Origin of the sequence: Micromonospora antibiotica, assembly GCF_017599305.1 — a bacterium.
Classification (GTDB): domain Bacteria; phylum Actinomycetota; class Actinomycetes; order Mycobacteriales; family Micromonosporaceae; genus Micromonospora; species Micromonospora antibiotica.
The window spans coordinates 187,766-213,002 of sequence record NZ_JAGFWR010000007.1; the positions used below are offsets into that span (position 1 = coordinate 187,766).

Genomic DNA, 25,237 nt, shown 5'->3' on the forward strand with positions numbered 1-25,237 from the left:
GCCCGGCCGGGGGCCGGGCGGGGCTGTCGGGCGGTTCACTTCCTGGCGAGCAGTCCCCGGGGGCGGATCGAGCGGACCGGCTCGGTGGCGGCCCCGGCGGCGCGCAGGATGTAGTTGGCGGCGATGATCCCGGTCGCCGCCGACCGTTCCATCAACGCGCTGGGGAAGTCGGTGCCGATGCCGTCCCCGGCCAGGTAGAGGCCCTCGGCGTCGGTGCGTACCCCCGGCCGGCCGGGGTGGCTGCCCGGGGTGAACGCCGGGGCCTGCGCCTCGACCCGGGCGCGCAGCTCACGGACGCCCAACCCGGCGGCCTCCGGCCAGAGCGTGACCAGTTCGGCGCGCATCCGTTCGGCCAGTTCCTCGGCCGGCACCCCCTCGTCGCAGGCGTACGCGTGCAGCTCCACCACCGCGCCGCCGGTGCGCTGCGCCCACCGCCGGGACTCGTTCTCCAACCGGTGGTAGAGGGTCACCGAGTCCAGGGTGGGCTGGCGGGACACCCCGCTGAACACCGCCCGGTCGGCCCGGACGTCCCCGTCGAGCCAGTACCGCGCCACCGCGTACGGCGGGCCGGGCCGACCGAACGCGGGCATCCGCGCCACCAGTCCGGGCGCCACCGCGACCAGGCCGGGGGAGGCGTCGACCAGTGCCGCCAACGCGGGCGGGTCGACGGCCAGCACCACCTGCCCGGCGGGGTGGACCGTGCCGTCGGCGGTGGTCACCCGCCAACCGTCCGGCTCCCGGTCCAGCCGGGTGACGGCGGCCCCGGTGCGCACCCGGCCGCCGTGCTGCTCCACGTACCTGGTCAGTGGCTGCCAGATCGCCGTGGCGTAGTCCTCGTCGGGGCAGTCGAACGCCAACCCCTCCGGGTTGCCCAGCAGATAGAAGTGGAACTGGGCGATCATCTCGGCGGCCGACATCTCGGTCTCGTGGTTGAAGAACGAGTGCGAGAAGACCTCGAACAGCATCGCCCGCGCCCGGTCCGGCAGCCTCAGCGAGGCGAGCAGCGCGTCGGCGGTGGTGTCGTCGAACTCGGCGTAGGTGCGCACCGGGTCGTAGCTGAGCAGCGGCAGCGCGGCGTCCCGGTCCATGGTGCGCAGGTCGGCCAGGCGCAGGCTGGGGCTGCGCAGCAGTAACGCGAGCAGGTTGGCCGGCGGGGCCGGGGGCAGCCGGCCGAACTCCTCGGTGGGCCACTGCGCGGACAGGATCGGATAGCCGGGGATCGGCTTGAGGAAACCGAGCGTCGGGTCGACCCGCCGCAGGATCGACCGCCAGTTGTAGTACTGCCGGAAGAACGCGTGGAAGCCGTGCTCGTTGACCTGGCTGCCGTCGGCGAGCGCTTCCGGCCACGCGCCGAGCCGGCCACCCAACGTCGGCGCGGCCTCCAGCACCGTCACGTCCACCCCGCGTTCGGCGAGCACCACCGCCGCCGACATGCCGGCGATCCCGCCACCCACCACCACGGCCGTGGTCGGCCGGACCACCCGGGGGGTGCCACCCCCGCCCGGGTCCACCACATGCTCGCGTACGCCGATGAGCCGGCCCAGCTTCTGCGACAGCGCCATGTGCACCTTCCGACCCGAGGGACCCCCAGTCTGCCCGACCAGGCGCGATCCGGCCCGGTCAGGACGCTGTGCCGCCGTCGACCGGCCGTCCGGCGGCGAGCGGGGGACGGTCGGACGGCGGCCAGACGTACTCCAGATCGGACGGCACGTCGCCGAACTGCGGGCGGTAGTGCCCCGGGTCCTTGCGCAGCAGCGCCGACCGGTGGCTGCGGTGCAGGTCCTCACGGCCCAGCCAGGGCGGCAGCTCACCGGTGGCGGCCAGCTCGGCCTGGCTGCGGACCCGGCCGTCGCCCCGGGCGGCGGTCAGGTCGGTGACCAGGGTCGACGCGCAGGTGTCCGCCCGGCCCGCCGCCGACCAGACCGCGCACACGTCCAGCCCGTACCGGGTCAACGCCTCCTCGTAGCCGGCCCACATCTTCACCGCCGGGTGGTTGCGCCAGCCGTACCCCGGTCGGGTCAGCCCGCGCAGCACCTGGAGCGCCTCCACCCGCTGCTTGCCCAGCCGCCGCTGGTCGAGGGACCGCGCGCTGGCCAGAAAGTCCGGGTACGGCAGGAACGTCTGCACGCCCGCTGCTCTACCCGCCGCCACGCCCACCATGCCTGCCTGACCGACCGGTACCGCCCGGTGCGCGCACCAGGGCTGCGTTCCCGGCGACCGGCTGGCTACCATCCGGGCATGGCCGAACCCCTGCGGGACCGGGCCCGGCGCGCGACCGGCTGGCGGTTACGGATGAACGGCGACACCCGTCCGCACTACGTGGTCTGCGGCAACGATCCGCTGGCGTACTGGGTGGTGCGGGCGCTGCTCGGCACCGACCTGGCCCACGGCCGGGTCCGGATCACCCTGGTGGTGCCGGAACGCCGCCGCTCGGAGGGCCCCGACGGGCGGGACGTCGACGGGGTGCAGGTGGTCCGGGCCGACCGGCTCGACGAGGCCACCTTCCACCGGGCCGGCCTGGCCGGGGCGGACGGGTTGGCCCTGCTGCACCAGGACGACGTGGGCAACATGCACGCCGCGCTCTGCGCGCAGGAGGTGGAGCCCCGGCTGCGCCTGGTGGTCCGGATGTTCAACACCAGCCTCGCCAACGGCCTGCGGCAGCTCTTCCCCGACTCGGCGGTCCTCTCCGACGCCTCGATGGCCGCCCCGGCGTTCGTCGCCGCCGCCCTCGGTGAGGTGGCCCCGACCCACTTCCGGCACGGCGGTCGCACCCTCTACGTGGCCCGCCGCGCCGACGTGCGCCCCGCCGACGTGGTCTGCGGGCTGGCCGTCACCACCGATCCGGACCTGGTCCGGGTGCTGCCCGCCGACGAGAAGGCCGCCGACGTGGTGCTCGCCGAGGCGACCGGGCAGCCCGCCGGCACCGAGCTGGCGGCCCGCCGGCTGGTCCGGGCCCGACGTCGCCGCCGCCCCCTGGCGGTGCTGCTGCGGGCGGTCCGCAGCTTCGCCACCCGCAAGATCGGCATCGCGGTGCTGACCCTGCTCGGGGTGATCGCCCTGCTCGGCTGGCTCAACGCCCGTGCGGTCGCGGTGAGCTGGACGGAGGCGCTCTACCTGACCCTGGTCACCACGCTCAGCGGCCAGGACCCGGACGTCACCAAACCGGCCGCCGCCCAGGTCATGCAGGTGGTGCTCAACCTGGCCGGGCTGGCGCTGATCCCGCTGATCACCGCCGTGGTGGTCGACGGCATCGTCAACGCCCGGCTGGCCCTGCACGCCGGGCGCATCCAGCCGGAACGCACCGGGCACGTGGTGGTCGTCGGACTGGGCAACATCGGTACCCGGGTTATGGCGCAACTGCACGACTTCGGCGTCGAGGTGGTGGCGATCGACCGCAGTGCCGAGGCGCGGGGTGCGGCGTTGGCCCGGCGGCTGGGCGTACCGCTGATCGTCGGGGACGCCGCCCGCGAGGAGACGCTGCTCTCGGCCTCGGTGGAACACTGCCAGGCGCTGGTGGTGGTCTCCACCGACGACGGGGTCAACCTGCGGGCCGCGCTCAACGGCCGGGCGCTCAACCCGGAGCTGCGGGTGGTGCTGCGGCTCTTCGACGGCGACTTCGCCGAACGCATCCAGCGGGCGTTCGGCATCGGCATCTCACGCAGCGTGTCCTACCTGGCCGCCCCGTCCTTCGCCGCCGCCCTGCTGGACCGGGCGGTCATCGCCACCATCCCGGTCGACCGGCACGCCCTGCTGGTGGTGGAGGTGCCGGTGGTGGCCGGTGCCGCGCTGGACGGCCGCCCGCTCGGCGCGGTGGCCCGCCCCGGCGAGGTGCGCCTGCTGGCCCATTCCCGGGTCGGGCAGAAGACCGACTGGCGGGCGGACCCCCGGATGGTGATCTCGGCGGGGGACCGGCTGACCGTGGTGGCCCGCCGGGCCGGGCTGGCCGCCCTGCTCCGCGAGACCACCCCGCCGCCACCGGCCCCGCCGCCGCCCGCCGGGGTGCCGGCGTCGCGTGATCCGCAGGAGTGACTAGCGGGGGCGCAGGGCGTACCAGAGCGCGCCGAGGGCGAGCACCCCGAAACCGGCGAGGACGCTGGCGGCCGGCAGGTTGACCGCGAGCAGCAGGCAGCCGACCAGCCCCAGCACGGCGAGCGCCCGGACGGGCACCCGTCGGGTCGGGTCGGGGCCCAGGGTCCACGCGGCGGCGTTGGTGATCGCGTAGTAGACCAGCACCGTGCAGCTGGAGAAGCCGATCGCGCCCCGCACGTCGCCGAGCGCCACCACCGCGACCACCACGGCGGCCACGGTCAGCTCCGCGCGGTGCGGGACGGAGTGCACCGGATGTACGGCGGCCAGCGCCCCCGGCACGTCCCGGCGGCGGGCCATCGCCAGCAGGGTACGACCCACCCCGGCGAGCAGGGAGAGCAGCACCCCGGTCACCGCCACCGTGGCCCCGGCCCGGACCACCCAGGCCAGGCCGGGCAGCCCCGCGACGGTCACCACGTCGGCCAGCGGCGCGACGGAGGCGGCCAGCCGGTCGGGGCCGAGCACGCCGACGGCGACCACCGCGAGGACCAGGTAGACCGCCAGCACCACCCCGAGGGCCAGCGGCACCGCCCGGGGGATCGTGCGGGCCGGGTCGCGGACCTCCTCACCGAGGGTGGCGATCCGGGCGTACCCGGCGAAGGCGAAGAAGAGCAGCCCGGCGGCGGTCAGCACGCCCCGGACCGTACCGCCGCCCTCGGCGAGCCGGTCGAGCCGCACCTCCCCGGCGGTCAGGCCGGTCACCGCGACCAGGGCCAGCACCGCCAGCACCACGACCACCAGCACCTTCGTGGCGGCGACCGTGCGGGTGACGCCGCGCAGGTTCACCCCGGTCACCGCGAGCACCGCGCCGACCGCGACCAGCCGGGCCTGCCCCGGCCACAGGTACGCCCCGATGGTCAGCGCCATCGCCGCGCAGCTCGCCGTCTTGCCGACCACGAAACCCCAGCCGGCGAGGAACCCGGCGAACGGGCCGAGGCGTTCTCGGCCGTAGACGTACGTGCCGCCGGACTCCGGGTAGCGGGCGGCCAGCCGGGCCGAGCTGGTCGCGTTGCAGTAGGCGACGAACCCGGCCAGCGCCAGCGCCGCCAGCAGCCCGGTGCCGCCGGCCGCCGCGGCGGCCGGGGCGAAGACCACGAACACGCCCGCGCCGAGCATCGCCCCCAACCCGACCACCGCCGCATCGGGTACGCCGAGCCGCCGCCGCAGTCGATCCACCCCGGCAGGTTACGGGTCGGAGGTGAACGGGCGGCCTCGATCGGGCGACCGGCCCGGGTCGGCGGTGAACGGGCGGTCCCGGCCGCGTAGCCGGGCCGGTAACGGCAGGTCGTCCCAGGGGACGCGGCGCAGCAGCCGGTCCAGCAGCAGCCCCAGCAGCAGCCCGGCCACCGAATCGGTCAACCAGTGCCAGCCCAGGTAGGTGGTGGTGCACAGGACCACCAGCGGCGGCACCACCCGCACGGCGGTGACCATTCGGGTGGGCATCCGCCGGCCCACCGTGCGCAGCAGCGGGACGAGCAGCAGGGCGAGCACGCCGTACCAGACGATCGCGTTGGCCACGTGCCCCGACGGGTACGACTGGGCGTAGCGGACCGGCAGGTCGTGCTGGAACAGCGGCAGGGTCTGCTCCGGTGACAGGAAGGGTTCCTTGACGCTGGCGCTCGGGGCCGGGCGGGCCGTCCACACCTTGAGCGGCCCGATGGTCAGATAGGTGAGCGCGAAGGCGACCACGGGGGGCAGCACCGGGCGCACCGAGCGGAGCCGGACGGCCAGCAGCACCCCCAGGGCGGCGGCCAACAGCGTCAACGGGGTGCCCTGGCCGAGCAGGTTGAGCACCCGGGCCACCCAGTACGCGGCGGTCGGCCGGTGCGCGTCGGCCCAGTCGGCGACCGCCCGGTCGACACCGAACAGGTGGCCGGTGGCGAGCGCCCAGGTCAGCGCGACCAGGGCGGTGAGCAGCAGCAGGTCGAACCACCAGCCGGCCGGGCGGACCGGCCGCAGCCGTGCTCCGCCGCGTTCCGTCGTGGTTCGCTCCCGCACGCGATCACGCTACCGGCCGACCACCGGGGCCGTGGTGGCAAGGGGCGTGGCCAGCCCCGGCGCGGCCCCGCTTGGGACGGTGACGCGGCCCCGGCGGGTGGTGGCGCGGCCCCGGTCGATGTGTGTCGAACCACGAAGGGAGGCGCACGCCGGGGAGCACCCGGCACACTTGTCCCCGTGCGGATCACCTCGGCCCTCGTCGACCCGGCGCTGCTCGACCTCCCTTGGTCGACCCCGCTGGAGCAGTGGCCTGCCCGGCACCTGGTGGCGCTGCCGCAGGGCATCTCCCGGCACATCGTCCGGTTCGTCCGCCTCGGCGACTACGTGTACGCCGTCAAGGAGACCGGGGAGCGGGTCGCCGAACGCGAGTACGACCTGCTGCGGGCGCTGGAACGGATCGACTTCCCGTCGGTGGAGGCGATCGCGATCGTGGCCGACCGGCAGGCCGACGACGGCACCCCGCTGGACCCGGTGCTGATCACCAGGCACCTCCAGTTCTCGTTGCCCTACCGGGCGCTGTTCTCCCGCACGCTGCGCCCGGAGACGATGGGCCGGCTGCTCGACGCTCTCGCCGTGCTGCTGGTCCGGATGCACCTGACGGGCTTCTTCTGGGGCGACTGCTCACTGTCCAACACCCTGTTCCGGCGGGACGCCGGGGCGTTCGCCGCCTACCTGGTCGACGCGGAGACCGGCGCGCTGCACCGCGCGCTGTCCAACGGGCAGCGCGGTGAGGACCTGGAGATCGCCCGGGTCAACATCTTCGGTGAGGCGCTGGACCTCCAGGCCGCCGGGCTGCTGCACGAGTCGATCGACCCGGAGGTGGTGTGCGAGGAGGTCGTGCAGCGCTACGAGCGGCTCTGGCACGAGATCACCTACGAGCAGCAGGTCGAGCGGGAGGCCCGGCACGACATCGAGGGCCGGATCCGCCGCCTCAACGACCTGGGCTTCGACGTGGCCGAGGTGGCCCTGTCGACGGTCGATGACGGGCGTTACCTGGTCCGCCCGAAGGTCGTCGACGCCGGCTACCACACCCGGCGGCTGATCCGGCTCACCGGCCTCGACGCCGAGGAGAACCAGGCCCGTCGGCTCCTCAACGACCTGGACGCCTACCGGGTGGAGAGCGACCTTACCGACGAGCAGCAGGCGGCCCACCGCTGGCTGACCGAGGTCTTCGAGCCGGTCGTCCGGGCCGTCCCCGCGCACCTGCGGCACAAGCTGGAGCCGCAGGAGATCTTCGCGCAGATCATCGAACACAAGTGGCTGCTGTCCGAGCGGGCCCGCCGGGACGTGGGGATGGGCCCGGCGGTGCAGTCGTACCTGGCCGACGTGCTGGTGCACCGCCCCGACGAGCAGGCCGTCCTGGGCGTCGAGGTCCCCACCGCCTGACCGCCCCGCGTTCGGGCCGGGGGACGGTACTGCGTCGACCGGATGACCGGCCGGCTGGCACCCCAACACCGGCTCCGCCAACACCTCCGCCCGTCAACACCGCCGCCGGTCAGGATGTGTGTTGCGCGTCCTTTAGACCTGATGACGTAGACGACTCGGGTACCCGGTGTGGCGCGTTCGCCACACCGGGTTCGATGCGTCGGTCCGCTGTCGTCGGCCTTCGGGCACCGGTGCCTTCGGGCACCAGCATCTTCGGGCACCGGTGCCTTCGGGCACCAGCATCTTCGGGTGCCGGTGCCTTCGGGCACCAGCGCCTTCGGGCACCGGCATCTTCGGGTGCCGGTGCCTTCGGGCACCAGCGCCTTCGGGCACCGGCATCTTCGGGTGCCGGCGTCTTCGGGCACCAGCACCTTTGAGCACCGGCGCCTTCGGGTGCCCCGTGAACCGTTGACGTCATCAGCTCGAAAGGACGTGCACCGCACCCCCGGTGGTCGCCGGTCCGCACCTGTGAGCAGGTCGCCGGGAAGCCAGCGGGCCGCGTCACGGAGTGGCGGATGACCGGGGTCCCCGCCCAGGCCCGACGCGTCGCGTCGCCACGTAGCACCAGCTGGGCGGGCGCGGCGGAGCGAGGATCCCGACGATTGTCGACGCCCGGCCGGTCAGTCGAGCCAGGTGCCGGCGCGCATCACCCGGACGACGTTCAGCTCGTCGTCGAGCACCACCAGGTCGGCGCGCAGACCCGCCTGGAGGGCACCGACCCGGTCGCCCAGGCCGATGGCGCGGGCCGGGGTGGTGGCGACCATGCGTACCGCGTCGGTGATCGGGATGCCGGCGGTGACGGCGTGCCGCAGCGCCGCGTCCATGGTGAGGGTGCTGCCGGCGATCGCCCCGTCGCGGGCCAGCCGGGCCACCCCGTCGGCCACGGCGACGGCCTGGCCGCCCAGCTCGTAGTCGCCGTCGGGCATGCCGGCGGCGGCCATCGCGTCGGTGATCAGCGCGACCCGTTCCGGGCCGGCCACGGCGGTGGCGAAGGTGAGCATCCCGTCGTGCAGGTGCACCCCGTCGGCGACCAGCTCACAGACCACGTTCGGGGCCTCCAGCAGGGCCACCACCGGGCCCGGTTCGCGGTGGTGCAGCGGGCGCATCCCGTTGAACAGGTGGGTGCCGACGCTCGCCCCGGCCGAGACGGCGGCCCGGGTCTGCTCCCAGGTGGCGTCGGTGTGGCCGACGGCGGCGACCACCCCGTGCGAGGTGAGCAGCTTGATGGCGTCCAGCGCGCCGGGGCGCTCCGGGGCCAGGGTGACCATGCGGACCGTCCCCGCCCCCTCGGCGATGAGCTGCTCCAGCTCCTCGGTGGACGGGTCGCGGAGGAACTCCGGGTTCTGCGCGCCGCACCGGGCCGCCGACAGGTACGGGCCCTCGAAGTGGACGCCCGCCAGCACACCCTCGCCGACCAGCGGCGCGAAGGCGGCGGTCGCCGTGCGCATCAGGTCGAAGGGGGAGCTGACCAGGCTGGCCAGCAGGGTGGTGGTGCCGTGTCGCCTGTGGAACGCGGCGGCCTCCCGGGCGGCGGCGGCGTCACCGGTGGTGAAGGTGTGCCCACCCCCGCCATGGGTGTGCATGTCCACGAAACCCGGCACGATCCAGTGCCCGTCGCGTTTGGCCGGGTACTCGGCGACCGCGGTGATCCGCTCGCCGTCCAGCTCCACGCACCCCTGTCGGACCACGCCGGTCGGGGTCACCACCTTGCCGGTCACCCGCTGGGTCATCGTCTCTCCAGAGTGTCGAGGGCGAGCAGGGCGGCACCGAGGCAGCCGGCCTCGTCGCCGAGGGCCGCCGCGACCAGGCGCGGCTCCCGATGGAAGGTCATCCGGTCGTGCAGGGCGGCGCGGAGCGGGTCGAGCAGTTGCTCGCCGGCCCGGGCCAGGCCGCCACCGATGACCATGGTGTCCACGTCGTAGAGGGCCTGCCCGGTGGCGAGCCCGTCGGCGAGCGCCTCGACGGCCTCCCGCCACACCCGCCCGGCCAGTGCCTCACCGGCCGCCGCGCGCCCGGCCACGTCGGCCGCACTCGCCGCGCCCCGGGCCGGCATGGTGCCGGTCGGGACTGCCACGGGGTCGGTCGCGGGCGGGTCGGGGGGTGTACCGGCGGCCAGTTCGGCGTAGCGGCGGGCGATGGCCGAGGCGGACGAGACGGCCTCCAGGCAGCCGGGCCGGCCGCAACCGCAGCGCGGGCCGTCGGGGCGTACCAGGATGTGGCCGATCTCGCCGGCCGCACCGTGCGCGCCGACGGCGGCCGACCCGGCGACCACGTGCGCGGCGGCGATGCCGGTGCCGATCGCGACGAAGAGCACGTGCCGGGCGTCCCGGCCGGCGCCGAGCCGGGCCTCGGCGATCCCGCCCACCCGCACGTCGTGGCCGAGCGCCGCCGGCAGCCCGAGCCGTGCCCCCACCAGCGTGCGCAGCGGTACGTCCCGGAAGCCGACGTTGGCCGACCAGACCGCCACCCCGGCGGCCTCGTCGACCACCCCGGGCACGGCGACGCCGCAGGCCACCGGGGTCGACCCGGCGGCGCGGGCCCGGTCGGCCAGCCCTTCGGCGACGGCCAGGACGGTCCGCACCACGGCGTCCGGGCCGCGCCCGGCGTCGGTCGGGTGCCGTTCGGCGTGCGCCACGCTGCCGTCCGGGCGGACCAGGGCGCACTTCATGCCGGTGCCGCCGACGTCCAACGCGACGACGACCCGGTCGTCGCCCGTCGACCCGTCGGTCATGCCAGCACCACTGAGCGGGTCAGGTGCCGGGGCGCGTCCGGGTCCAGCCCCCGGCTGGTCGCCAGGGCCACCGCGAAGCGTTGGGCGAGGATCAGGTCGGCCATCGGGTCGACCGGGGTCCGGCCGGCCGCCCAACTGCCCAGCACGGTGTGGCACCCGTGGTGCCGGCTGTGCACGAACGCCGCCCCGGTGGCCGCCACGTCCTCGGGCAGCCCGTCGGGCAGCTCACCGAAGGCCCAGACCAGCCGGCCGGGGCCGGCGATCGAGATGGGGCCGTGCCGGTAGTCCATCGCCGGGTACGCCTCGGCCCAGAAGGTGGCCGCCTCGCGGCACTTCAGCGCGGCCTCCTGGGCCAGCCCGACCGTCCAGCCGCGACCGAGGAAGGTGGCCTGGTCGATGCGGGCCGGGTCGAGCGGCAGCGGGGCCCGGACGGCGACCTCGGCGTCGGCGGCCAGCGCCTCGACGTTGTCGCCGAGGTGGGCGCGCAGCAGCGCCAGGGCGGTGGTGGCGAACCGGGTCTGCACCACCGAACGTTCGTCGGCGAAGGGCATCGGCACGGCCGTGTCGGCCAGCGTGGCGGCGGGCGAGGCGGGGTCCCCGACCAGGACGGTGGTGGGGGTCCGGTCGCGCAGCGCGGCGAGCAGGTCGAGGACCTCGGTGGTGGTGCCGGAGCGGGTGACCGCGATCAGCCGGTCGTAGTGGCGGTCGGCGGGGAACTCGCTGGCCTGGAAGGCGTCGGTCTCGCCGTGGCCGGCGCGCTCGCGTAGCCCGGCGTACGCCATGGCCATGAACCACGACGTGCCGCAACCGACGACGGCGACCCGCTCGCCGGGGCGGGGGAGGCTGGTGGCGACGGTGCCGGCCAGCCGGGCGGCCTCCCGCCAGCAGTCGGGCTGGCTGGCGATCTCCGCGTCGACGTACGCCATGGGGAACTCCTCGCACAGGGGAGGGAGGTGCGCAATACGGCTCATTACCACCGTCTTTCGCGCGTTATTCTGCGCGAAACGGGGTGCGCGTGGCAACCTGCCCCGGGACCGCGCAGAGGCGGGTTTTGCGCACCGGGAGTTTCGCGCACTACTGTGCACGCCATCGATCACCCTTCGTGCAGAGTCGGAGGCCCCCCGTGGACCGGTACGCCAGGTGGAACGCTCTGCTCGAAATGCTCACCGGCAGCGGGCGGGTCAGCGTCGAGGAGGCCGCCGAGCGGCTCGACGTCTCGCAGGCCACCATCCGACGCGACTTCGACCAGCTCGCCCAGCAGCAGATGATCACCCGGACCCGGGGTGGCGCGGTCGCCAACGGCGTCTCCTACGACCTGCCGCTGCGCTACAAGACGGCCAAGCACTCCGCCGAGAAGCAACGGATCGGGGCCGCCGCCGCCGCGCTCGTCTCCCCGGGCACCGTGGTCGGCCTCAACGGCGGCACCACCAGCACCGAGGTGGCGCGCGCCCTGGCCGTCCGCCCCGACCTGAACACCAGCGCCGAGGGCGCCCAGCTCACCGTGGTCACCAATGCGCTGAACATCGCCAACGAGCTGCTGGTCCGCTCCCGGATGAAGGTGGTGGTCGCCGGGGGTGTGGTGCGGCCGAAGTCGTTCGAGCTGGTCGGGCCGCTGGGCGGGGCGCTGCTGCGCGAGGTCACCCTCGACGTCGCCCTGTTGGGCGTGGACGCGCTCGATCCGCAGCTGGGTGCCGCCGCCCACCACGAGGGGGAGGCGGCGATGAACAACCTGATGGTGGCGCGGGCCAAGCGGGTCGTGATCATCGCGGACTCGTCCAAGCTGGGCGGTCACGCGTTCGCCCGGATCTGCCCGGTGGAACGGGTGGAGACCCTGGTGACCGACTCCGGGGCGGCCCCCGAACTGGTCGATGCGTTCCGCGCCGCCGGAGTGGCCGTCATCTGCGCCTGAGTGACCCGTTGATACACCGTCGGTAGTAATTGAGCGCCGATGCATACCGGGTATTGCCCTGGCGGGTATACCGAGTATGGTGACCGCTGTCATCAGCCACCATCGGGGGAGGCGCAGCTTGTCGGCTGTCCTGGAGATCGAAGGTCTACGTAAGACGTACAAGAGCCGTCGACGCGGTGTCCGCAACGCGCTGGACGGTTTCGACATGCGGGTGGAGGCCGGTCAGGTACACGGCTTCCTCGGCCCCAACGGGTCGGGCAAGACCACCACCCTGCGCACCCTGCTCGGGCTGATCCAGCCCGACGGCGGGCGGATGGCCATCCTCGGCCACGAGGTACCCGGAGCACTGCCCACCGTCGCCGGCCAGGTCGGCGCGATCGTGGAGAGCCCGCAGTTCTTCCCGCACTTCTCCGCCCGGGACACCCTGTCCCTGCTGGCCGGGGCCGGCGACGTTCCCGCCGTACGGGTCGACGAGGTGCTCGAACTGGTCGGGCTGCGGGACCGGGCCGGTGAGCGGGTCAAGACGTACTCGCTCGGCATGAAGCAGCGGCTCGCCGTCGCGTCCGCCCTACTCAAGAACCCCAAACTGCTGATCCTCGACGAGCCGGCCAACGGCCTCGACCCGGGCGGCATCCGGGAGATGCGCACCCTGATGCGCACCCTCGCCGAATCCGGGATGACCGTGGTGCTGTCCAGCCACATCCTCGGCGAGATCCAACTCATCTGCGACGAGGTCACCATCATCTCGCTGGGCCGTCGGGTCGCCGCCGGTCCGGTGGAGCAGGTGCTGGCCCAGCACTCGCACGGTGGCGTACGGGTACGCCTGGACGCCGCGGAGGACCTCGCCGCCGCCGCCGAACTGCTCGGCCGGGCCGGTGTCGCGGTCACCCGTCACCCCGACCACCTGATGCTGGCCGGCGTGGACAAGCCGGCCACGGTCAGCCGGCTGCTCGCCGAACAACACCTGTACGTCAGCGAACTGGCCCCGGTCGCGGTGGACCTGGAGAGCGTCTTCCTGGAGATCACCGCCACCGCGCCGGTCCCCGGTCAGCACCGGCAGGTCGACCAGTCCGCCAAGATCGGCGAGCCCGGCCACGCCGGCACCACGGGAGGGTGGGGCGCATGAGCCTGTACGTCACCGAACTGCGTCGGCTGGCCAAGCGCCGGCTCACCCGGGTCATGCTGGTCCTGCTCGTACTCGGTCTGACCGGCATCGTCACCGCCTTCGCCTTCTCCAGCCACAAGCTCTCGCCCGCGGTCATCGCCCAGGCGCAGGCCGAGTCGGACGCGAACTTCCGCGACGCCGTCAAGGACTGGGAACGCTCGATCGCCGACTGCGACGCGGCCAAGGCCCGGGGCGAGCAGACCGAGGACCGGTACGGCCCGAACTGCGGCCGGGACTGGAAGCCCACCCCGGAGATGTTCGACCCGAAGTGGAACCTGCCCTACCAGTTCGACTTCCGGGCCGAGTTCGGGGTCTTCATCGCCGTCTTCGCCGGGGCGGTGGCGCTGTTCGCCTTCCTGATCGGTGCCTCCTTCGTGGGGGCCGAGTGGAGCACCGGCGGGATGATGAACCTGCTGCTGTGGCGGCCGAAACGGCTCACCGTGCTCGGCACCAAACTGGCCGCCGTGCTCACCACCCTGACCGGGGTGACCGTGGTGCTCGGCGCGCTGTGGACGCTGGCCTTCTGGCTGATCGCCTCCAACCGGGGGACCACCGAGAAGGTCACCTCCGGGGTGTGGCAGTCCGCCGGGATCAGCGGTCTGCGGGCATGGGGGCTGATCCTCGCCGTCGGCGCGGTGGCCTTCGCGCTGGCCTCGCTGGGCCGGCACACCGCGATGGCGCTCGGCGTGGCCGTCGGCGTGGGAGTGGTCAGCGAGATCGGCATCCGGATCGCCATGACGATCGCCGGGGTCCGGTTCGGGGACCGCTGGGTGCTGTCCACCTATGCGCTCGCCTGGTTCGAAAAGAAGTGGACGCTGGTCGACTACCGCTCCTGCGAGCTCGTCCAGGGTGAGTGCACGCCGAAGGAAATGCTGGTGACCTGGCAGGACTCGGCCCTGGTGTTCGGCATCGGCACCGCCGTGGTGATGGTGGCCGCGTTCTGGATGATGCGTCGGCGCGACATCACCTGAGCCGGATGCCGCCCGGTTCGGGCGGTATCCCGACGCGGCGGGCCCGTGTCGACCGTCGGTCGACACGGGCCCGCCCGTCGTCCGCGGTGCCTCGCCCGTTGCGGGTGGAGCGTCACCCACCCTGGTTAAGCTGGGTTTACCCCGCCCAGCCGCCCACCCTGCCGAGGAGCGCCATGCCGCCCGCCGACGCCGTTCCCCGGTCCGACCCGTCACCGGAGCCGGTCGACACGCCGCCGCAGGTGCCCTCGCCACGGTCGGCCCCGGCGGCCGAACGGGCGTCGGCCCCGGCCGCCGAGCTGACCGGTGGGCAAGCGTCGGTTGACGGCGACGAGCAGACCGGTGCCGTGCGGGCCGGTGCGCGACCGTCGGTCGATGTCGACGAGCTGTCCGAGCGGGAGCTGCGCATCCTCGCCTTCGAACTGCAGTGGTGGCGGCACGCTGGAGCGAAGGAGCAGGCCATCCGGGACACGTTCGGGCTCTCCGCCACCCGCTACTACCAGTTGCTCAACGGGCTGCTGGACCGCCCTGCCGCACTGGTCGCCGAGCCGCTGCTGATCGGCCGCCTGCGTCGACTGCGCGCCTCCCGGGCCCGCAACCGACGCCGCTGAACCTCCCGGGACACCGATGGCCCATCGAGACGGCGTAACGCCCCACCGGCCAGCGGCCGATCCCCGCTCCTGGGCCGCACGGTGGTCGGGGTCGCGCCTGCCGGGTCGCGCGGCGGTGGGTCCCCGCTCCCGGGCCGCTCCTGGGCCGCACGGTGGTCGGGGTCGCGCCTGCCGGGCCGCGCGGCGGTGTGACGCCGCTTCGTCGACCGGTGCGTGGAAGGGGTGTGGCGGACGCCTTTGACAGCGGAGCGTGAGGTGAGCTGCGCTGATGGGACGACCGGCCGAGACCTCCGACCAGACCGACAGTCACCTCCCAAAGGGGTGGACGACAGCCGGCAGGGGCGGCAGACTGCGGCACGTGGTAGGCGCGGTACGACTGGAGCCGGTCGACGAGACGAACCTGGAGTCGTTGCTATCCGTAGCGGCGGCCGAGGCCGAGCCGAGTGATGTCATGCCCCCGGTGGACGCTCCTGCCGGCTGGTCGCACGCTCGTCGGGAGGCGTTCCGGGAGTTCCACCGGGCCAGCTTCGGTGGCCTGGACGGGCCGACCCGCACCCTGATGTTCGCCGTGTGCGTCGGCGGCGAGGTGGTGGGCATGGTTCGGATGGCCCGCTGCGACACCCCCGGGGTGGCGGAGACCGGGATGTGGCTCGGCCGGTCGGCCCGGGGCCAGGGCCTCGGCGCGGCGGCTCTGCGGGAGTTGCTCAACGTCGCGGCGGCCGCTGGTATGCACTCGGTCGTCGCGGACACCACCCCGGACAACGGGGGAGCCATCGCGGTGCTGCGCAACTGCGGCGCGCAGCTGCGCGAAAGCGGTGGCAAGGTGTACGCGGAGATCTCGCTCGACGCGACCCCGCCCGCCGCCGGCTGACCCGCTTCCATCGGGAGCACCGTCGGCGCGGGCAGCGGAGCGCTGGTCGCGGGCGAACGCGACGCGGCCGGTGTGCCACACCGGGCGACGACGGAGCGTTTCGATTGCGGCCCCGTGGTCTTTGTGGCATACGGAATGCGTCAACCGAAGCGCCGGAGGGGCGGTGCGGCGAAGCATCGGTGCGGCGGTGCGGCGGTGCGGCGGTGCGGCGGTGCGGCGAAGCGGCGGTGCGGCGAAGCGGCGGTGCGGCCTGCGCGACACCCATGCTTCCCACGATCAGTGATATGCCAGGCTGTCATATTCATGCCGCTCAGGCATACCGCTCATTGCAGGATCTACTTGTCCGCGGCGACACGCCCGAACGGGTGGCCCAGACACCCAAGCCGCCAGGCATCACCCGGCCGGCCAGGCTGGCGGCCGGCTGTCCGGCCCCGAGGTCCGCACCTTCCCGCCCGCAGGCCCCGGCGCGGTTCACCCGTGCGAAGCCCGCCGGCCCGGCCCGGCCCGGCCCACCGCCCACAGGCCCCCGGCCCGGTTCACCGTGCTAAGCCCGCCGGCCCGGCCCACCACGCCAAACCCGCCGGCCCGGAGCAGGCCCTGTTCAGCCCGCGTGCTTGTCGGCGTAGGCGGCGAGCCAGGCGACCTGCGCCGGGTCCAGGGAGGGGCGGACCCGGTCGCGGGCGGTGGCCACGTGCGCGGCGGTGACCGTGGCGGCGGACAGCGACTCCCGCATCGCGGCCAGCGCCGCCTCCCGCACCAGCGCCGCACAGTCCGCCGCCGAGAATCCGGTCAGCTCCTCGCCGAGCGCCGCCAGGTCCACGTCCTCGGCGAGTGGCACGGCGCGGGACGCGGCCCGGAGGATCTCCGCGCGGGCCGGTCCGTCCGGCGGCGGCACGTACACCAGCCGCTCCAGCCGGCCGGGGCGCAGCAGGGCCGGGTCGACCAGGTCCGGCCGGTTGGTCGCCCCGATCACCACCACGTTGCGTAGCGCCTCCACGCCGTCCAGTTCGGTCAGCAACGCGGCGACCACCCGGTCGGTCGTACCGCCGTCGGTGGCCTGGCCGCGCACCGGGGCCAGCGCGTCCATCTCGTCGAGGAACACCAGCGTCGGCGCGGCCTCGCGGGCCCGGCGGAGCAGCTCCCGGACCGCCCGCTCGCTCTCCCCGACCCACTTGGAGAGCAACTCGGCGCCCTTCACCGACAACACGTTCGCCCGGCCGGTCCCGGCCAGGGCGGTCACCAGGTAGGTCTTGCCGCACCCGGGCGGCCCGTAGAGCAGCACTCCCCGGGGTGGTTGCACCCCCAACCGGGCGAAGGTGTCCGGGTAGGTCAACGGCCAGAGCACCGACTCGGTGAGGGTCTGCTTCACCTCACCGAGGCCGCCGACGTCGTCGAGGGTGACCGTGGCCAGTTCCAGCGTGGACGCCGCCATGGTGGTCGGCCGGACCACCTCCAGCGCCGCCGAGAAGTCGGCCATCGCCACCGTCGGTGTCTCGACGGTCTTCTGCCGCAGCGCCGCCCGCACCCCGGCCTCCCGGACCAGCGCGGCCAGGTCGGCGGCGACGAACCCGGGGGTACGCCCGGCCACCTCGTCGAGCCGGACGTCCTCGGCCAGCGGCACCTGCCGGGTCAGTACGGTCAACTGCTCCCGGCGCAACGCCGGGTCGGGCAACGGCACCGTGATCCGCAGCGACAGCAGGTCGGGCGCGCGTAACCCCGGGTCGACCGTCTCCGGGCGGGACGTGGTGCACACCACCGCCGTACCGGATCGGACGGCCCCGGCGAGCACCTGCCGGAACACGGTGGCCAACGGGCCGGCGTCCTCCGCCGGGGCCAGCGCCTCGACGTCGGTGACCAGCAACACGGCCGGGCCGCCGTCGGCCAGGTCGGCGACGGTCTCGCGCAACCGGCGGGCCGCCGCGTCGTTGGTCAGCGCGGCGAGTTCCGGGGCCCACAGCGGGCGGACCCGGGCCCCGACCGTCTTGGCCACCGCCCGGACCAGCGCCGACTTGCCCGATCCGGCCGGCCCGCTGAGCAGCACGCCGAGCGAGACCGTGGTCCCCAGCCGGCCCAGCACCTCACCGTGGTGGAAACCCAGGTCGAGCAGTTCGGTCAGTTCCTCGGCCTGGGCGCGTAACCCGGGCAGCTCGTCCACGTGTGGCACGTCGTCGTCGTCCGCCGCCTCGGTGACGGTGCCGGCCGTTGGCCCACCGGCCGTCGGACCGGTCGGGGTCTCCGCCGCCGAAGTGTCGGTGGTCCGGCCGCCGGGCCGGGGACGGTCGGCACCTGCGGTGGCATCCCGGTGTGGTCCGGCCGGGCCGGAGGAGCCGTGCGTGACGTGGCCGTGTTCCCAGCCGACCACGGTGTCCATGGTCACCAGGGCGCCGGTCTCCGGTTCGGCGGCCACCACGGTCAGCAGGGTGCTCGTCCAGGCGTACCCGACGGTGTTGGCGAGGCTGCGCCGGGCGGCCTCGACCAGGCCGCGCACCGAGGCGTCGGGAAGGACGTCCTGGGGCAGCAGGGAGACGTTGTCACCTTCGGTGACGACCTTGCCGAGCAGGGCGAGTCGCAGCATCTCCGGGGACACCGCGGCGACCACCGCCACCGGGCCGGCCAGGGTCACCCGCCGGGCCGGGGTGACCGGGGCGGGCGCGACCGTCACCTGGCCGCCGTCGCGCAGCCCCAGGTTGCCCAGGGTGAGATCGTCGGCATAGAGCAGGGCGGCGCTCGCGGTCGGTTCGGCGGGCGCGACGATCCCGGCGGTCACCCGCCTGCCGACCAGCCGTACCGGGTCACCCGGGCGCAGCGCCAGAGCGGTCAGCACCTCCGGGTGCAGCCGGACGATGCCGCGTCGGGCGTCCAGCGCGGCCGGGCGCAGACTGGCGGTCAGGGTCAGGTCCGGTTCGGGCATCGCCCGACAGTAGCCGCCCGCCGCCGCGGACGGTCCGCTGGTCAGCCGTCGTGGTCGAGCAACGTCGGGTCGCGACGGATCAGCTCGGCCAGCCGGGCCGCCGGGTCGACACCGGGCAGCTCCCGGGCCGGCGTCCAGGCCGTTGGGGTCCGCTCCGCCAGCGGCCAGGCCGGCGGTGCGGTGTTCCGGGGGTCGCTGCCGCCCCGTACCCCGGGCTCCGCCCGCTCGTTGCGGGCACCGGGCTCGGTCCGCTCGTTGCGGGCACCGGGCTCGGTCCGCTCGATCCGCAGCGGGTACGTCCGCCCGGCGTACTCGACCCGCAGCGCCACGGTCAGCCCGGGGTGGGCGGCGACCACCCGACGTACCGCCTCGGCCACCTCCTCGACCGGGTCGGACCCGCCGGCGGCGGGCTCCCCCGACCCGGGCCCGGCCCGGACCAGTTCCGCCGGCGCGGCACCGGGACGCCCCGGACCGGCAGGTGGCACCGGGTGCGCTGGTCCGGTCGGTGCCGTCGCCGGGTGCACCGGTTCCGTCGTGGCCCGGCCGGTGGTCGTGAAGGCCAGGGTCGACACGCCGTCGTCGGCCTCCGCGCCCTGGTCGGTCGACCGGCGACGGCGGGCCTCCTCACGGCGTGCCAGCCGGGCCAGTGTCTCGTCCAGACCACCCCTCATGACGTCCCCCTCTCCCGTGGAAACGGCCCCGAGCGCCGATTCGTTCAGACGCCCTTCTCCCGCACCGCCCGGTCCAGTGCCCGGTCCAGGACGACCAGCAGGGCGTCCCGCACCGAGAGCCGGTCCCTGGCGTCGAACTGCACCAGCGGTACGTGGTCACCGATCGCCAGCGCCCACCGGATCGCGCCCAGCTCGTGCGTCAGCCTGCCGTCGAAGGTGTTCACCCCGACCACGAAGGGCAGGCCGGCCCGCTCGAAGAAGTCGATCGCCGGGTAGCAGTCGTCCAGCCGGGAGCTGTCCACCACCACCAGCGCGCCGAGCGCTCCCCGGGCCAGGTCGTCCCACATGAAGCCGAACCGGTCCTGGCCCGGTGTGCCGAACAGGTAGAGCTTCAGGCTCCGGTCGATGGTCACGCAGCCGAAGTCCATCGCCACCGTGGTGGTGGTCTTCGTGCTGCGGGTCCCCGGATCGTCCACGCCGATGCCGGCGCTGGTCATCTCGGCCTCGGTGGTGAGCGGGGCGATCTCGGAGATCGCGCCGACCGTGGTCGTCTTGCCCACCCCGAACCCGCCGGCGATCAGGAGCTTGACCGGGATCGGTGGGGCGGCGGCCGGCCCGGTACGGGTGTCCGGGGCGGGCACGGCCGTCGCCGCCGCCGGTCGGTACGCCGGTGGCGGCGACGGGTGCGGCGGTGCCGTCGGGGGGCCACCCACCGGCTGCCCGTAGCGGGCGGAGGCGCTGTTCGCGGCGAGCCCGCCGAGCGGGGCGACCGGCCATTCAGGAGATCGCACGGAGTCCATCAATCACTCGCAGGATGAGGTCGGGGTCAAATGCGTCGTCGACGGCGCCGACGTGCACGTCGAGGTGGCCGGCGGCCCGCAGGTCACCGACCAGCACCCGGGTCACGCCGAGCTGCAGCCGCATCCGGGCGGAGATCTCGGCCACCGAGATCGGTTCAGCGCACAGGGCGACGATCGCCTGTAGCTCGGGGGCGAGCAGGGCCGACAGCAGCGCCGCCCGGGCCGGCTCGGACCGGGCGGTGACCTGGGTCTCCAGGCCGATGGCCGGGTCCGCGCCGGCCACCCGTCCAGCGGTCAGTACGAACGGGCGGGGGCTGGCCGGTCGGTCGGTCTGCGGTTCGGGGGCGGGGACCGGTGTCGCTGTCCCGTCCCCCGTCGGGGCGCGCAGGTAGGGGCGGACCCGGACCGACGGTTCGGGTTCCGGTTCCGCACCGGCGGCGTCCCGGGTCATTGCTGAACGGCGTTCTTCAGCTCGGCGATGAGTCTCGGTGTCAGCGCCCCGCCGGCCCGGCCGGCGAAGAGCGTCATCTCGTACGCGACGGTGCCCAGGTTGGCCGACCGGTCGGCGATCACGCCGAGTACCGAGCCGCTGCTGATCGCGGTGATCAGCAGGTAACCGTCGGCCATGTCCACGATCACCCGGTTGAGCCCGCCGAGGGCGTACCAGCTGGCGGCACCGCCGGCCAGGCTGGTCATGCCGGAGACGACGGCCGCGAGGCGTTCCGCGTTGGACCGGTCCTTGATCGACGACATGGCCATCAGCAGCCCGTCGGAGGAGACCGCGATGGCCTCCAGGACACCGGCGGTGCTGGAGGTGAACGAGTCCAACAGCCAGTTGAAGGTGCGCGCCTCCGCGCTGAGATCCCCGGCCGGGTGGTTCTGGTAGTCGACGTTCTCGTGTACGTGCGGGCTGGTCACCGTGTCGTTCCTTCTTCAGTGCGGTGGTCGGGACGGACTTCGCGTAGAGCCCGGGCGACGCCCGTCTCGAACGCGTTGATGAGATCGCGGACCTCGCCGGGATCTCCCGGATGCTGGCTGGGCGGTTGCCGAGGGGGTGAGATGGCCAGGTTGGCGCCCGGTACCCGTCGGGTCAGGCGGGGTGTCGCCGGCTCGGCTGGGGGTGCGGCGGCGGGCCTTGCCTGTTCGGCCCGCTGCACCCCGGACTGGAACTGCTCGACCAGGGCGCGGGCGGCGGCCGGGTCGGCCCGGGTGCCGTCCACCGGGCCGACGACGGGGGCGGTGTGCGGCAGGCTGGCCCCGGGAACCCGCTGCCGGATCCCGGGCGGCGGGGCGGGGCGGTCCGTGGGGAGCGGGGTGGCCTGCGCGACCGTGGGGAGCAGGGCGGCCTGCGGGACCGTCGTACGGGTCTGGTCGGCGTCTGCCGGGGTCACCGTGGCGGTGCCCCGGACCGGCAGGGTCGCCCCGGCGACGACCGGGTCGGTGTCGGCGGGCGCGGCCGGTTGCGGGTCGGCCGGCACGGTGCCGAACGCGTCCCAGGGGCCGGCGGATTCCATGCTGCGGGTCGCCTTGCTGAGCAGCGTCGGATCGAATCCGGGCAATGCCGTGGGGTCGACCAGTGGCCAGGTCGGCCCCGCCTCCACCAGCGGCCGGGTCGGCTCCGCGTCGACGGGTGGCCGGGTCGGCTCCGCGTCGATCACGGGCCAGGCGGGGGGTGGGGTCGGCCCCGCCGCCACCAGCGGCCGGGTCGGCGTCGTGTCGACCGGTGGCCGGGTCGGCTCCGCGTCGAGCACGGCCGGTGTCCGGCCGGTCCGGGCCGGTCCGTCGACACCGCGGGCGGCGGTGGTCCCGGCCCGGTCCCGCGACGGGAGTACGGCGGGGCCGGCGGTGGTGGGCCGGTCCCGGGAGGACAGGGCGGCGCGGGCGACGGGTTCCCCGTGACGCCCGTTGGTGGCGCGCACCAGGGCGGAACCGGGGAGCACCAGGCTGGCGGTCACCCCACCACCGGCGGTCGGGGTGAGTTCCACCGTCCAGCCGTGCCGGCGGGCCAGCCGACCCACCACGAAGAGCCCGAGCACCTCGGACGGGGCCAGGTCCAGCCGTTCCCGGCGGGTGAACCTGGCGTTCTCCTCGGCCATCCGCTGCTCGCTCATGCCGATGCCCTGGTCGATCACGGCCAACCGGGTACCATCGTCGGTCGGTTCGGCGGCGACCACGACCCGGGTGTGCGGCGGGGAGAACACGGTGGCGTTCTCCATCAGCTCGGCCAGGGCCAGCACCAGGTCACCGATGATCGCCGGTACGGCGACCACCTCCGGGGGGACCCGCACGTCCACCCGGGTGTAGTCCTCGATCTCACCGAGCGCCAACCGGACCACGTCGGCCACCGGGACCGGTGCCACGTGTGCGTCGTCGCCCGCCGCACCGGAGAGCACCACCAGGCTGCCCGCGTTACGGCGCAGCCGGCTGGAGATGTGGTCGAGCCGGTACAGGTGCTCCAGCCGGCCCGGCTCGGTCTCCTGCTGCTCCAGCCGGTCGATCAGGGCGATCTGCCGGCCGACCAGGTTCTGGGTACGTCGGCCGACGTGACCGAACATCTGGGCCACGTTGCGTCGGCTCGCCACCTGCCGTTCCACCAGCCGGGCGGCGGTGTTCTGCACCCGTTCGAAGGCGCGGGCCAGGTCACCGATCTCGTCGCGGGCACCCACGTCGACCGGGTCGAGGCGGACCGGTGGGACGGTCTCCGACTCGTCGTCGGCGACCCGGACCAGCTCGGACTCGGCGACCCGGGCGACCCGGTCGGCGGAGCGGGTGAGCCGGGTGAGCGGCCGGGCCACCGCCCGGCCGACCGCGATGGTGAGCAGGATGACCGCGATCAGGATGGTCACGATCAGCAGGGTCACCCAGTACGCCCCGGCGAGCGCGACCTGCCGGTCGGCGCGCACCTCGGCGGTGACGTCGGCGGCGAGTTTCTTCTCCACGAACTGGCCCAGGGTGATCATCGAGGAGACGGTGGGGAAGAGGGTCGCCACGTCCAGCGCGCCGATCGCCGTGGCCGGGTCCAGCGCGCTCTGGTTGATGAAGTTCGGGCCGGTGCGGTTGGCGACCGCCACTTCCTCCAGGGTGAGCAGGTCGAGCTGCTCGGGGGTGACCAGGGCCTGGAGCCGGGCGCTCTCGTCGGAGAGAACGGCGAAGTTCGCCACGTAGGCGGTGACGGTCTGGGCGCTGGGCCGGGCGGCGACCAGCACGATCAGGGTGGCGCCGGCGCTGAGGCTCTCACCGGTGCGCAGCAGGCCGTCCAGGGCCAGCACCTGCCGCCCGGTCGGGGTGCGGGTGTCCGCGTTGAGGCGGAGCTGAAGTGAGTTGATCAGGGCGGTGTTCACCGGCCCGTACCCGGCCATGAGCTGGTCCGGGCCGGTCTGCCCGGCCACCGCCGCCGTCCGCAGGGCGGCCAGTTGGCGTACCCCGTCCAGGGCGGTGTCGACCTCTGCCGGCAGGGCGTCGCCGAACTCGGCGCGCAGGTCGGCGATCCGGTCGTCCACCTCGGCGACCTTCTGCACCAGGTCGGTGCGCTCGACCTGCTTGAGCAGCAGGCCGATGGCGAGCAGGCGTTCCTGCTGGAGGTGTTGGAGGATCGTGCCGACCCGGCTGGCGATCCGGACCCGGTCGGCGAGGTCGCCGGCCCGCTGCGCCACGGTGGCCCGGTCCCAGACCACCGGCACCGTGAGCCCGACCATGCAGAGCAGGGGGACCATCAGCAGCAGGGCCAGCTTGCCCCGGATCCGGAGCCTACCGAGCAGCATCGAAGGGCCTCCACCGGTCGGATTCGGAGCTCTGGCCCACCGGCTGGAGCACCGGCACCGGTCCGGCCGGTGGCCGACCGGACCGCGTCGGCGGCTCCCACCGGGTGGCGGCGGTGGTTTCGGCCGGGTCGCCGGGTGCGGTGTCCCGGCCGGGCGGGGTGCCGGTGCGGCGCGGCAGCCAACCGCTCGCGCCGAGCGCCGCCAGGAGCAGCACGGCCACCCCGCCGGCGGCGAGGATCAGCAGGTCGTCGCGGTCGAGTTGGTCGATGCGCTGGCGGAGGAGCCGGTCCAGTTCGTCGAGGATGACCGGCTGGAGTTCCCGGGCGGCGGTCTGCGCCTGGCTCCGGGCAGCGGTGAGTTTCGTCAGGTCGACCGCTTGCGTACGGCTGTCGGGCTGGGACAGCGCCGCCAACGCCTCGACCGCCCGCTGGTAGTTGTCGAACGGGGTGAGCACGTCCGCGCCGATGCCGGCGCTCTCCGAGGTCTCCACCACCGTCTGGAGGTCGTCGACCAGGTCGCCCGCCGGTTGCAGGGCGGCGAACCGGAGGGTCGCCAGTTGGCCCAGGGAACGGGCCTGTTCGGCGGCGGGTCGTTGCGGCATCAGCACGGCCAGGTCGACGAGCCGGCCGGCGGCGACCACTGCTTCCGGCATCTCCTCACCGACGCCGTCCTGGAGGAAGTACGAGTCGGAGCCGGGGTCCCGGATCAGGCCGGAGGTCTCCCGGATCTTGCCGTGCAGGGCCAACAGCAGATCGGTGACCTCGCCGTACGCGGTGAAGGCGACCTCCGGGTCGGTGAGTGACCGGCTCGGCAGTCCCTCCAGTTTGGCCCGCAGCCCGGCCCACCGCTCGGTGCTGCGCAGCTCGTCGCCGATGCGGGTGTCGACCGCCGCGGCTGCCTCCACCGCCCGGTCCAGGGCGTCGCGGGGCACCGACCGGCCGGCGACGGCGGCGGTCTGCGCGTTCACCAGCGCCTCGGTGACCGGGCCGAGGACGCGCAGGTACTCGACGCCGAGGCGCTCCCGTTCGGCCAGCTCCCGGTCGGCGTCCACCAACTGGTGGCCCCGTACGACGAGGAACGCCACCGGCAGCAGCAGCGCGGTGGCGAGTAGCAACGGCAACAGGCGGCCCGGTGTCCTGGGCCGTCGACGGACCCGCGAGGCGGGAACGGTCATGGTGGTCTCCTCCGGCGGCGGCGCAGGGGGTCGGGGATGGCGTGGAACTTCGGTCCCGTGCGTCGGACCGGAACCTAATCGAAGGGCGATCCCTGGCCGGAGGTCTGCACCGGTCAGTTTTGCGTCACTTCGAGTGATGTGACGCGACATCAACCT

General features: G+C 74.2%; 21 protein-coding genes. 7 read left to right on the plus strand and 14 right to left on the minus strand.

Features of this window, described 5'->3' with window-relative positions; translation table 11 throughout:
- Positions 1-35: 35 nt before the first annotated feature.
- Both JQN83_RS15360 and JQN83_RS15365 read right to left on the minus strand, forming a co-directional pair.
- A complete protein-coding gene (locus tag JQN83_RS15360; RefSeq protein ID WP_208567819.1) occupies positions 36-1,562 on the minus strand; it encodes a hydroxysqualene dehydroxylase in 1,527 nt (508 codons plus the stop codon).
- Positions 1,563-1,620: 58 nt separating this feature from the next.
- Positions 1,621-2,127, minus strand: a complete 507-nt coding sequence (locus JQN83_RS15365) for an MSMEG_6728 family protein (protein WP_208567820.1) — start codon at positions 2,125-2,127, stop codon at positions 1,621-1,623.
- A 111-nt stretch (positions 2,128-2,238) separates the two neighbouring features.
- Here JQN83_RS15365 and JQN83_RS15370 point away from each other — a divergent pair, with 111 nt between their 5' ends.
- Positions 2,239-4,029, plus strand: coding sequence for a potassium channel protein (locus JQN83_RS15370; protein WP_208567821.1), 1,791 nt, complete (start codon positions 2,239-2,241; stop codon positions 4,027-4,029).
- Here JQN83_RS15370 and JQN83_RS15375 read toward each other — a convergent pair whose 3' ends face one another.
- On the minus strand, positions 4,030-5,262 hold the full coding sequence (locus JQN83_RS15375; RefSeq protein WP_208567822.1) for an APC family permease: 1,233 nt from the start codon (positions 5,260-5,262) through the stop codon (positions 4,030-4,032).
- Between the two features lie 9 nt (positions 5,263-5,271).
- Positions 5,272-6,084, minus strand: a complete 813-nt coding sequence (locus tag JQN83_RS15380; RefSeq protein ID WP_208567823.1) for a phosphatase PAP2 family protein — start codon at positions 6,082-6,084, stop codon at positions 5,272-5,274.
- A 177-nt stretch (positions 6,085-6,261) separates the two neighbouring features.
- Here JQN83_RS15380 and JQN83_RS15385 point away from each other — a divergent pair, with 177 nt between their 5' ends.
- On the plus strand, positions 6,262-7,470 hold the full coding sequence (locus tag JQN83_RS15385; RefSeq protein WP_208567824.1) for a DUF4032 domain-containing protein: 1,209 nt from the start codon (positions 6,262-6,264) through the stop codon (positions 7,468-7,470).
- A gap of 659 nt (positions 7,471-8,129) precedes the next feature.
- On the opposite strand, the gene nagA is transcribed toward JQN83_RS15385, so the two are convergent.
- The 3 genes from nagA to JQN83_RS15400 are packed head-to-tail and all read right to left on the minus strand — an operon-like array spanning position 8,130 to position 11,166.
- Complete coding sequence (gene nagA, locus JQN83_RS15390) at positions 8,130-9,239, minus strand: N-acetylglucosamine-6-phosphate deacetylase (protein WP_208567825.1); 1,110 nt, start codon at positions 9,237-9,239, stop codon at positions 8,130-8,132.
- On the minus strand, positions 9,236-10,240 hold the full coding sequence (locus JQN83_RS15395; protein ID WP_208567826.1) for an ROK family protein: 1,005 nt from the start codon (positions 10,238-10,240) through the stop codon (positions 9,236-9,238). Before JQN83_RS15395 ends, nagA begins: the two co-directional genes overlap by 4 nt.
- Entirely contained in the window at positions 10,237-11,166 is a 930-nt protein-coding gene (locus JQN83_RS15400; RefSeq protein WP_208567827.1) for an SIS domain-containing protein, read from the minus strand. The genes JQN83_RS15395 and JQN83_RS15400 overlap by 4 nt, the downstream gene beginning before the upstream one ends.
- A gap of 197 nt (positions 11,167-11,363) precedes the next feature.
- On the opposite strand from JQN83_RS15400, the gene JQN83_RS15405 reads away from it, so the two are divergent.
- From JQN83_RS15405 to JQN83_RS15425, 5 genes are all read left to right on the plus strand, one after another.
- Positions 11,364-12,149, plus strand: coding sequence for a DeoR/GlpR family DNA-binding transcription regulator (locus JQN83_RS15405; protein WP_208567828.1), 786 nt, complete (start codon positions 11,364-11,366; stop codon positions 12,147-12,149).
- A gap of 118 nt (positions 12,150-12,267) precedes the next feature.
- Entirely contained in the window at positions 12,268-13,275 is a 1,008-nt protein-coding gene (locus JQN83_RS15410; protein ID WP_279632778.1) for an ABC transporter ATP-binding protein, read from the plus strand.
- Positions 13,272-14,285: an ABC transporter permease gene (locus JQN83_RS15415; protein ID WP_208567829.1), complete on the plus strand. Its 1,014-nt coding sequence runs from the start codon at positions 13,272-13,274 to the stop codon at positions 14,283-14,285. Before JQN83_RS15410 ends, JQN83_RS15415 begins: the two co-directional genes overlap by 4 nt.
- 173 nt (positions 14,286-14,458) lie before the next feature.
- Complete coding sequence (locus JQN83_RS15420) at positions 14,459-14,893, plus strand: DUF3263 domain-containing protein (protein ID WP_208567830.1); 435 nt, start codon at positions 14,459-14,461, stop codon at positions 14,891-14,893.
- Positions 14,894-15,251: 358 nt separating this feature from the next.
- Positions 15,252-15,764 carry a GNAT family N-acetyltransferase gene (locus JQN83_RS15425; protein WP_208567931.1) on the plus strand — a complete coding sequence of 171 codons (513 nt, stop codon included), beginning with the start codon at positions 15,252-15,254 and terminating at the stop codon, positions 15,762-15,764.
- Between the two features lie 601 nt (positions 15,765-16,365).
- On the opposite strand, the gene JQN83_RS15430 is transcribed toward JQN83_RS15425, so the two are convergent.
- Genes JQN83_RS15430 through JQN83_RS15460 form a run of 7 tightly spaced genes read right to left on the minus strand, consistent with a single transcriptional unit; the run spans position 16,366 to position 25,081 of the window.
- A complete protein-coding gene (locus JQN83_RS15430) occupies positions 16,366-18,675 on the minus strand; it encodes an AAA family ATPase (RefSeq protein WP_208567831.1) in 2,310 nt (769 codons plus the stop codon).
- Between the two features lie 41 nt (positions 18,676-18,716).
- Positions 18,717-19,346 (minus strand): hypothetical protein, encoded by a 630-nt coding sequence (locus tag JQN83_RS15435; RefSeq protein WP_208567832.1) that lies wholly within the window; start codon positions 19,344-19,346, stop codon positions 18,717-18,719.
- A 44-nt stretch (positions 19,347-19,390) separates the two neighbouring features.
- Entirely contained in the window at positions 19,391-20,146 is a 756-nt protein-coding gene (locus JQN83_RS15440) for a GTP-binding protein (RefSeq protein WP_208567833.1), read from the minus strand.
- The gene (locus tag JQN83_RS15445) at positions 20,124-20,597 is read right to left on the minus strand and encodes a DUF742 domain-containing protein (RefSeq protein WP_208567834.1); all 474 of its coding nucleotides are present in this window, start codon (positions 20,595-20,597) and stop codon (positions 20,124-20,126) included. The genes JQN83_RS15440 and JQN83_RS15445 overlap by 23 nt, the downstream gene beginning before the upstream one ends.
- The gene (locus JQN83_RS15450; protein WP_208567835.1) at positions 20,594-21,064 is read right to left on the minus strand and encodes a roadblock/LC7 domain-containing protein; all 471 of its coding nucleotides are present in this window, start codon (positions 21,062-21,064) and stop codon (positions 20,594-20,596) included. The genes JQN83_RS15445 and JQN83_RS15450 overlap by 4 nt, the downstream gene beginning before the upstream one ends.
- A complete protein-coding gene (locus tag JQN83_RS15455) occupies positions 21,061-23,907 on the minus strand; it encodes a sensor histidine kinase (RefSeq protein ID WP_208567836.1) in 2,847 nt (948 codons plus the stop codon). The genes JQN83_RS15450 and JQN83_RS15455 overlap by 4 nt, the downstream gene beginning before the upstream one ends.
- Positions 23,894-25,081, minus strand: a complete 1,188-nt coding sequence (locus JQN83_RS15460) for a hypothetical protein (protein WP_208567837.1) — start codon at positions 25,079-25,081, stop codon at positions 23,894-23,896. Before JQN83_RS15460 ends, JQN83_RS15455 begins: the two co-directional genes overlap by 14 nt.
- Positions 25,082-25,237 lie beyond the last annotated feature (156 nt).

Coding starts and splice junctions, on each gene's coding strand:
- nagA (WP_208567825.1), bottom strand. CDS start 9,239: ATGACCCAGCGGGTGACCGGCAAGGTGGTGACCCCGACCGGCGTGGTC.
- JQN83_RS15430 (WP_208567831.1), bottom strand. CDS start 18,675: ATGCCCGAACCGGACCTGACCCTGACCGCCAGTCTGCGCCCGGCCGCG.
- JQN83_RS15415 (WP_208567829.1), top strand. CDS start 13,272: ATGAGCCTGTACGTCACCGAACTGCGTCGGCTGGCCAAGCGCCGGCTC.
- JQN83_RS15370 (WP_208567821.1), top strand. CDS start 2,239: ATGGCCGAACCCCTGCGGGACCGGGCCCGGCGCGCGACCGGCTGGCGG.
- JQN83_RS15445 (WP_208567834.1), bottom strand. CDS start 20,597: ATGACCCGGGACGCCGCCGGTGCGGAACCGGAACCCGAACCGTCGGTC.
- JQN83_RS15460 (WP_208567837.1), bottom strand. CDS start 25,081: ATGACCGTTCCCGCCTCGCGGGTCCGTCGACGGCCCAGGACACCGGGC.
- JQN83_RS15435 (WP_208567832.1), bottom strand. CDS start 19,346: ATGAGGGGTGGTCTGGACGAGACACTGGCCCGGCTGGCACGCCGTGAG.
- JQN83_RS15440 (WP_208567833.1), bottom strand. CDS start 20,146: ATGGACTCCGTGCGATCTCCTGAATGGCCGGTCGCCCCGCTCGGCGGG.
- JQN83_RS15420 (WP_208567830.1), top strand. CDS start 14,459: ATGCCGCCCGCCGACGCCGTTCCCCGGTCCGACCCGTCACCGGAGCCG.
- JQN83_RS15360 (WP_208567819.1), bottom strand. CDS start 1,562: ATGGCGCTGTCGCAGAAGCTGGGCCGGCTCATCGGCGTACGCGAGCAT.
- JQN83_RS15455 (WP_208567836.1), bottom strand. CDS start 23,907: ATGCTGCTCGGTAGGCTCCGGATCCGGGGCAAGCTGGCCCTGCTGCTG.
- JQN83_RS15400 (WP_208567827.1), bottom strand. CDS start 11,166: ATGGCGTACGTCGACGCGGAGATCGCCAGCCAGCCCGACTGCTGGCGG.
- JQN83_RS15395 (WP_208567826.1), bottom strand. CDS start 10,240: ATGACCGACGGGTCGACGGGCGACGACCGGGTCGTCGTCGCGTTGGAC.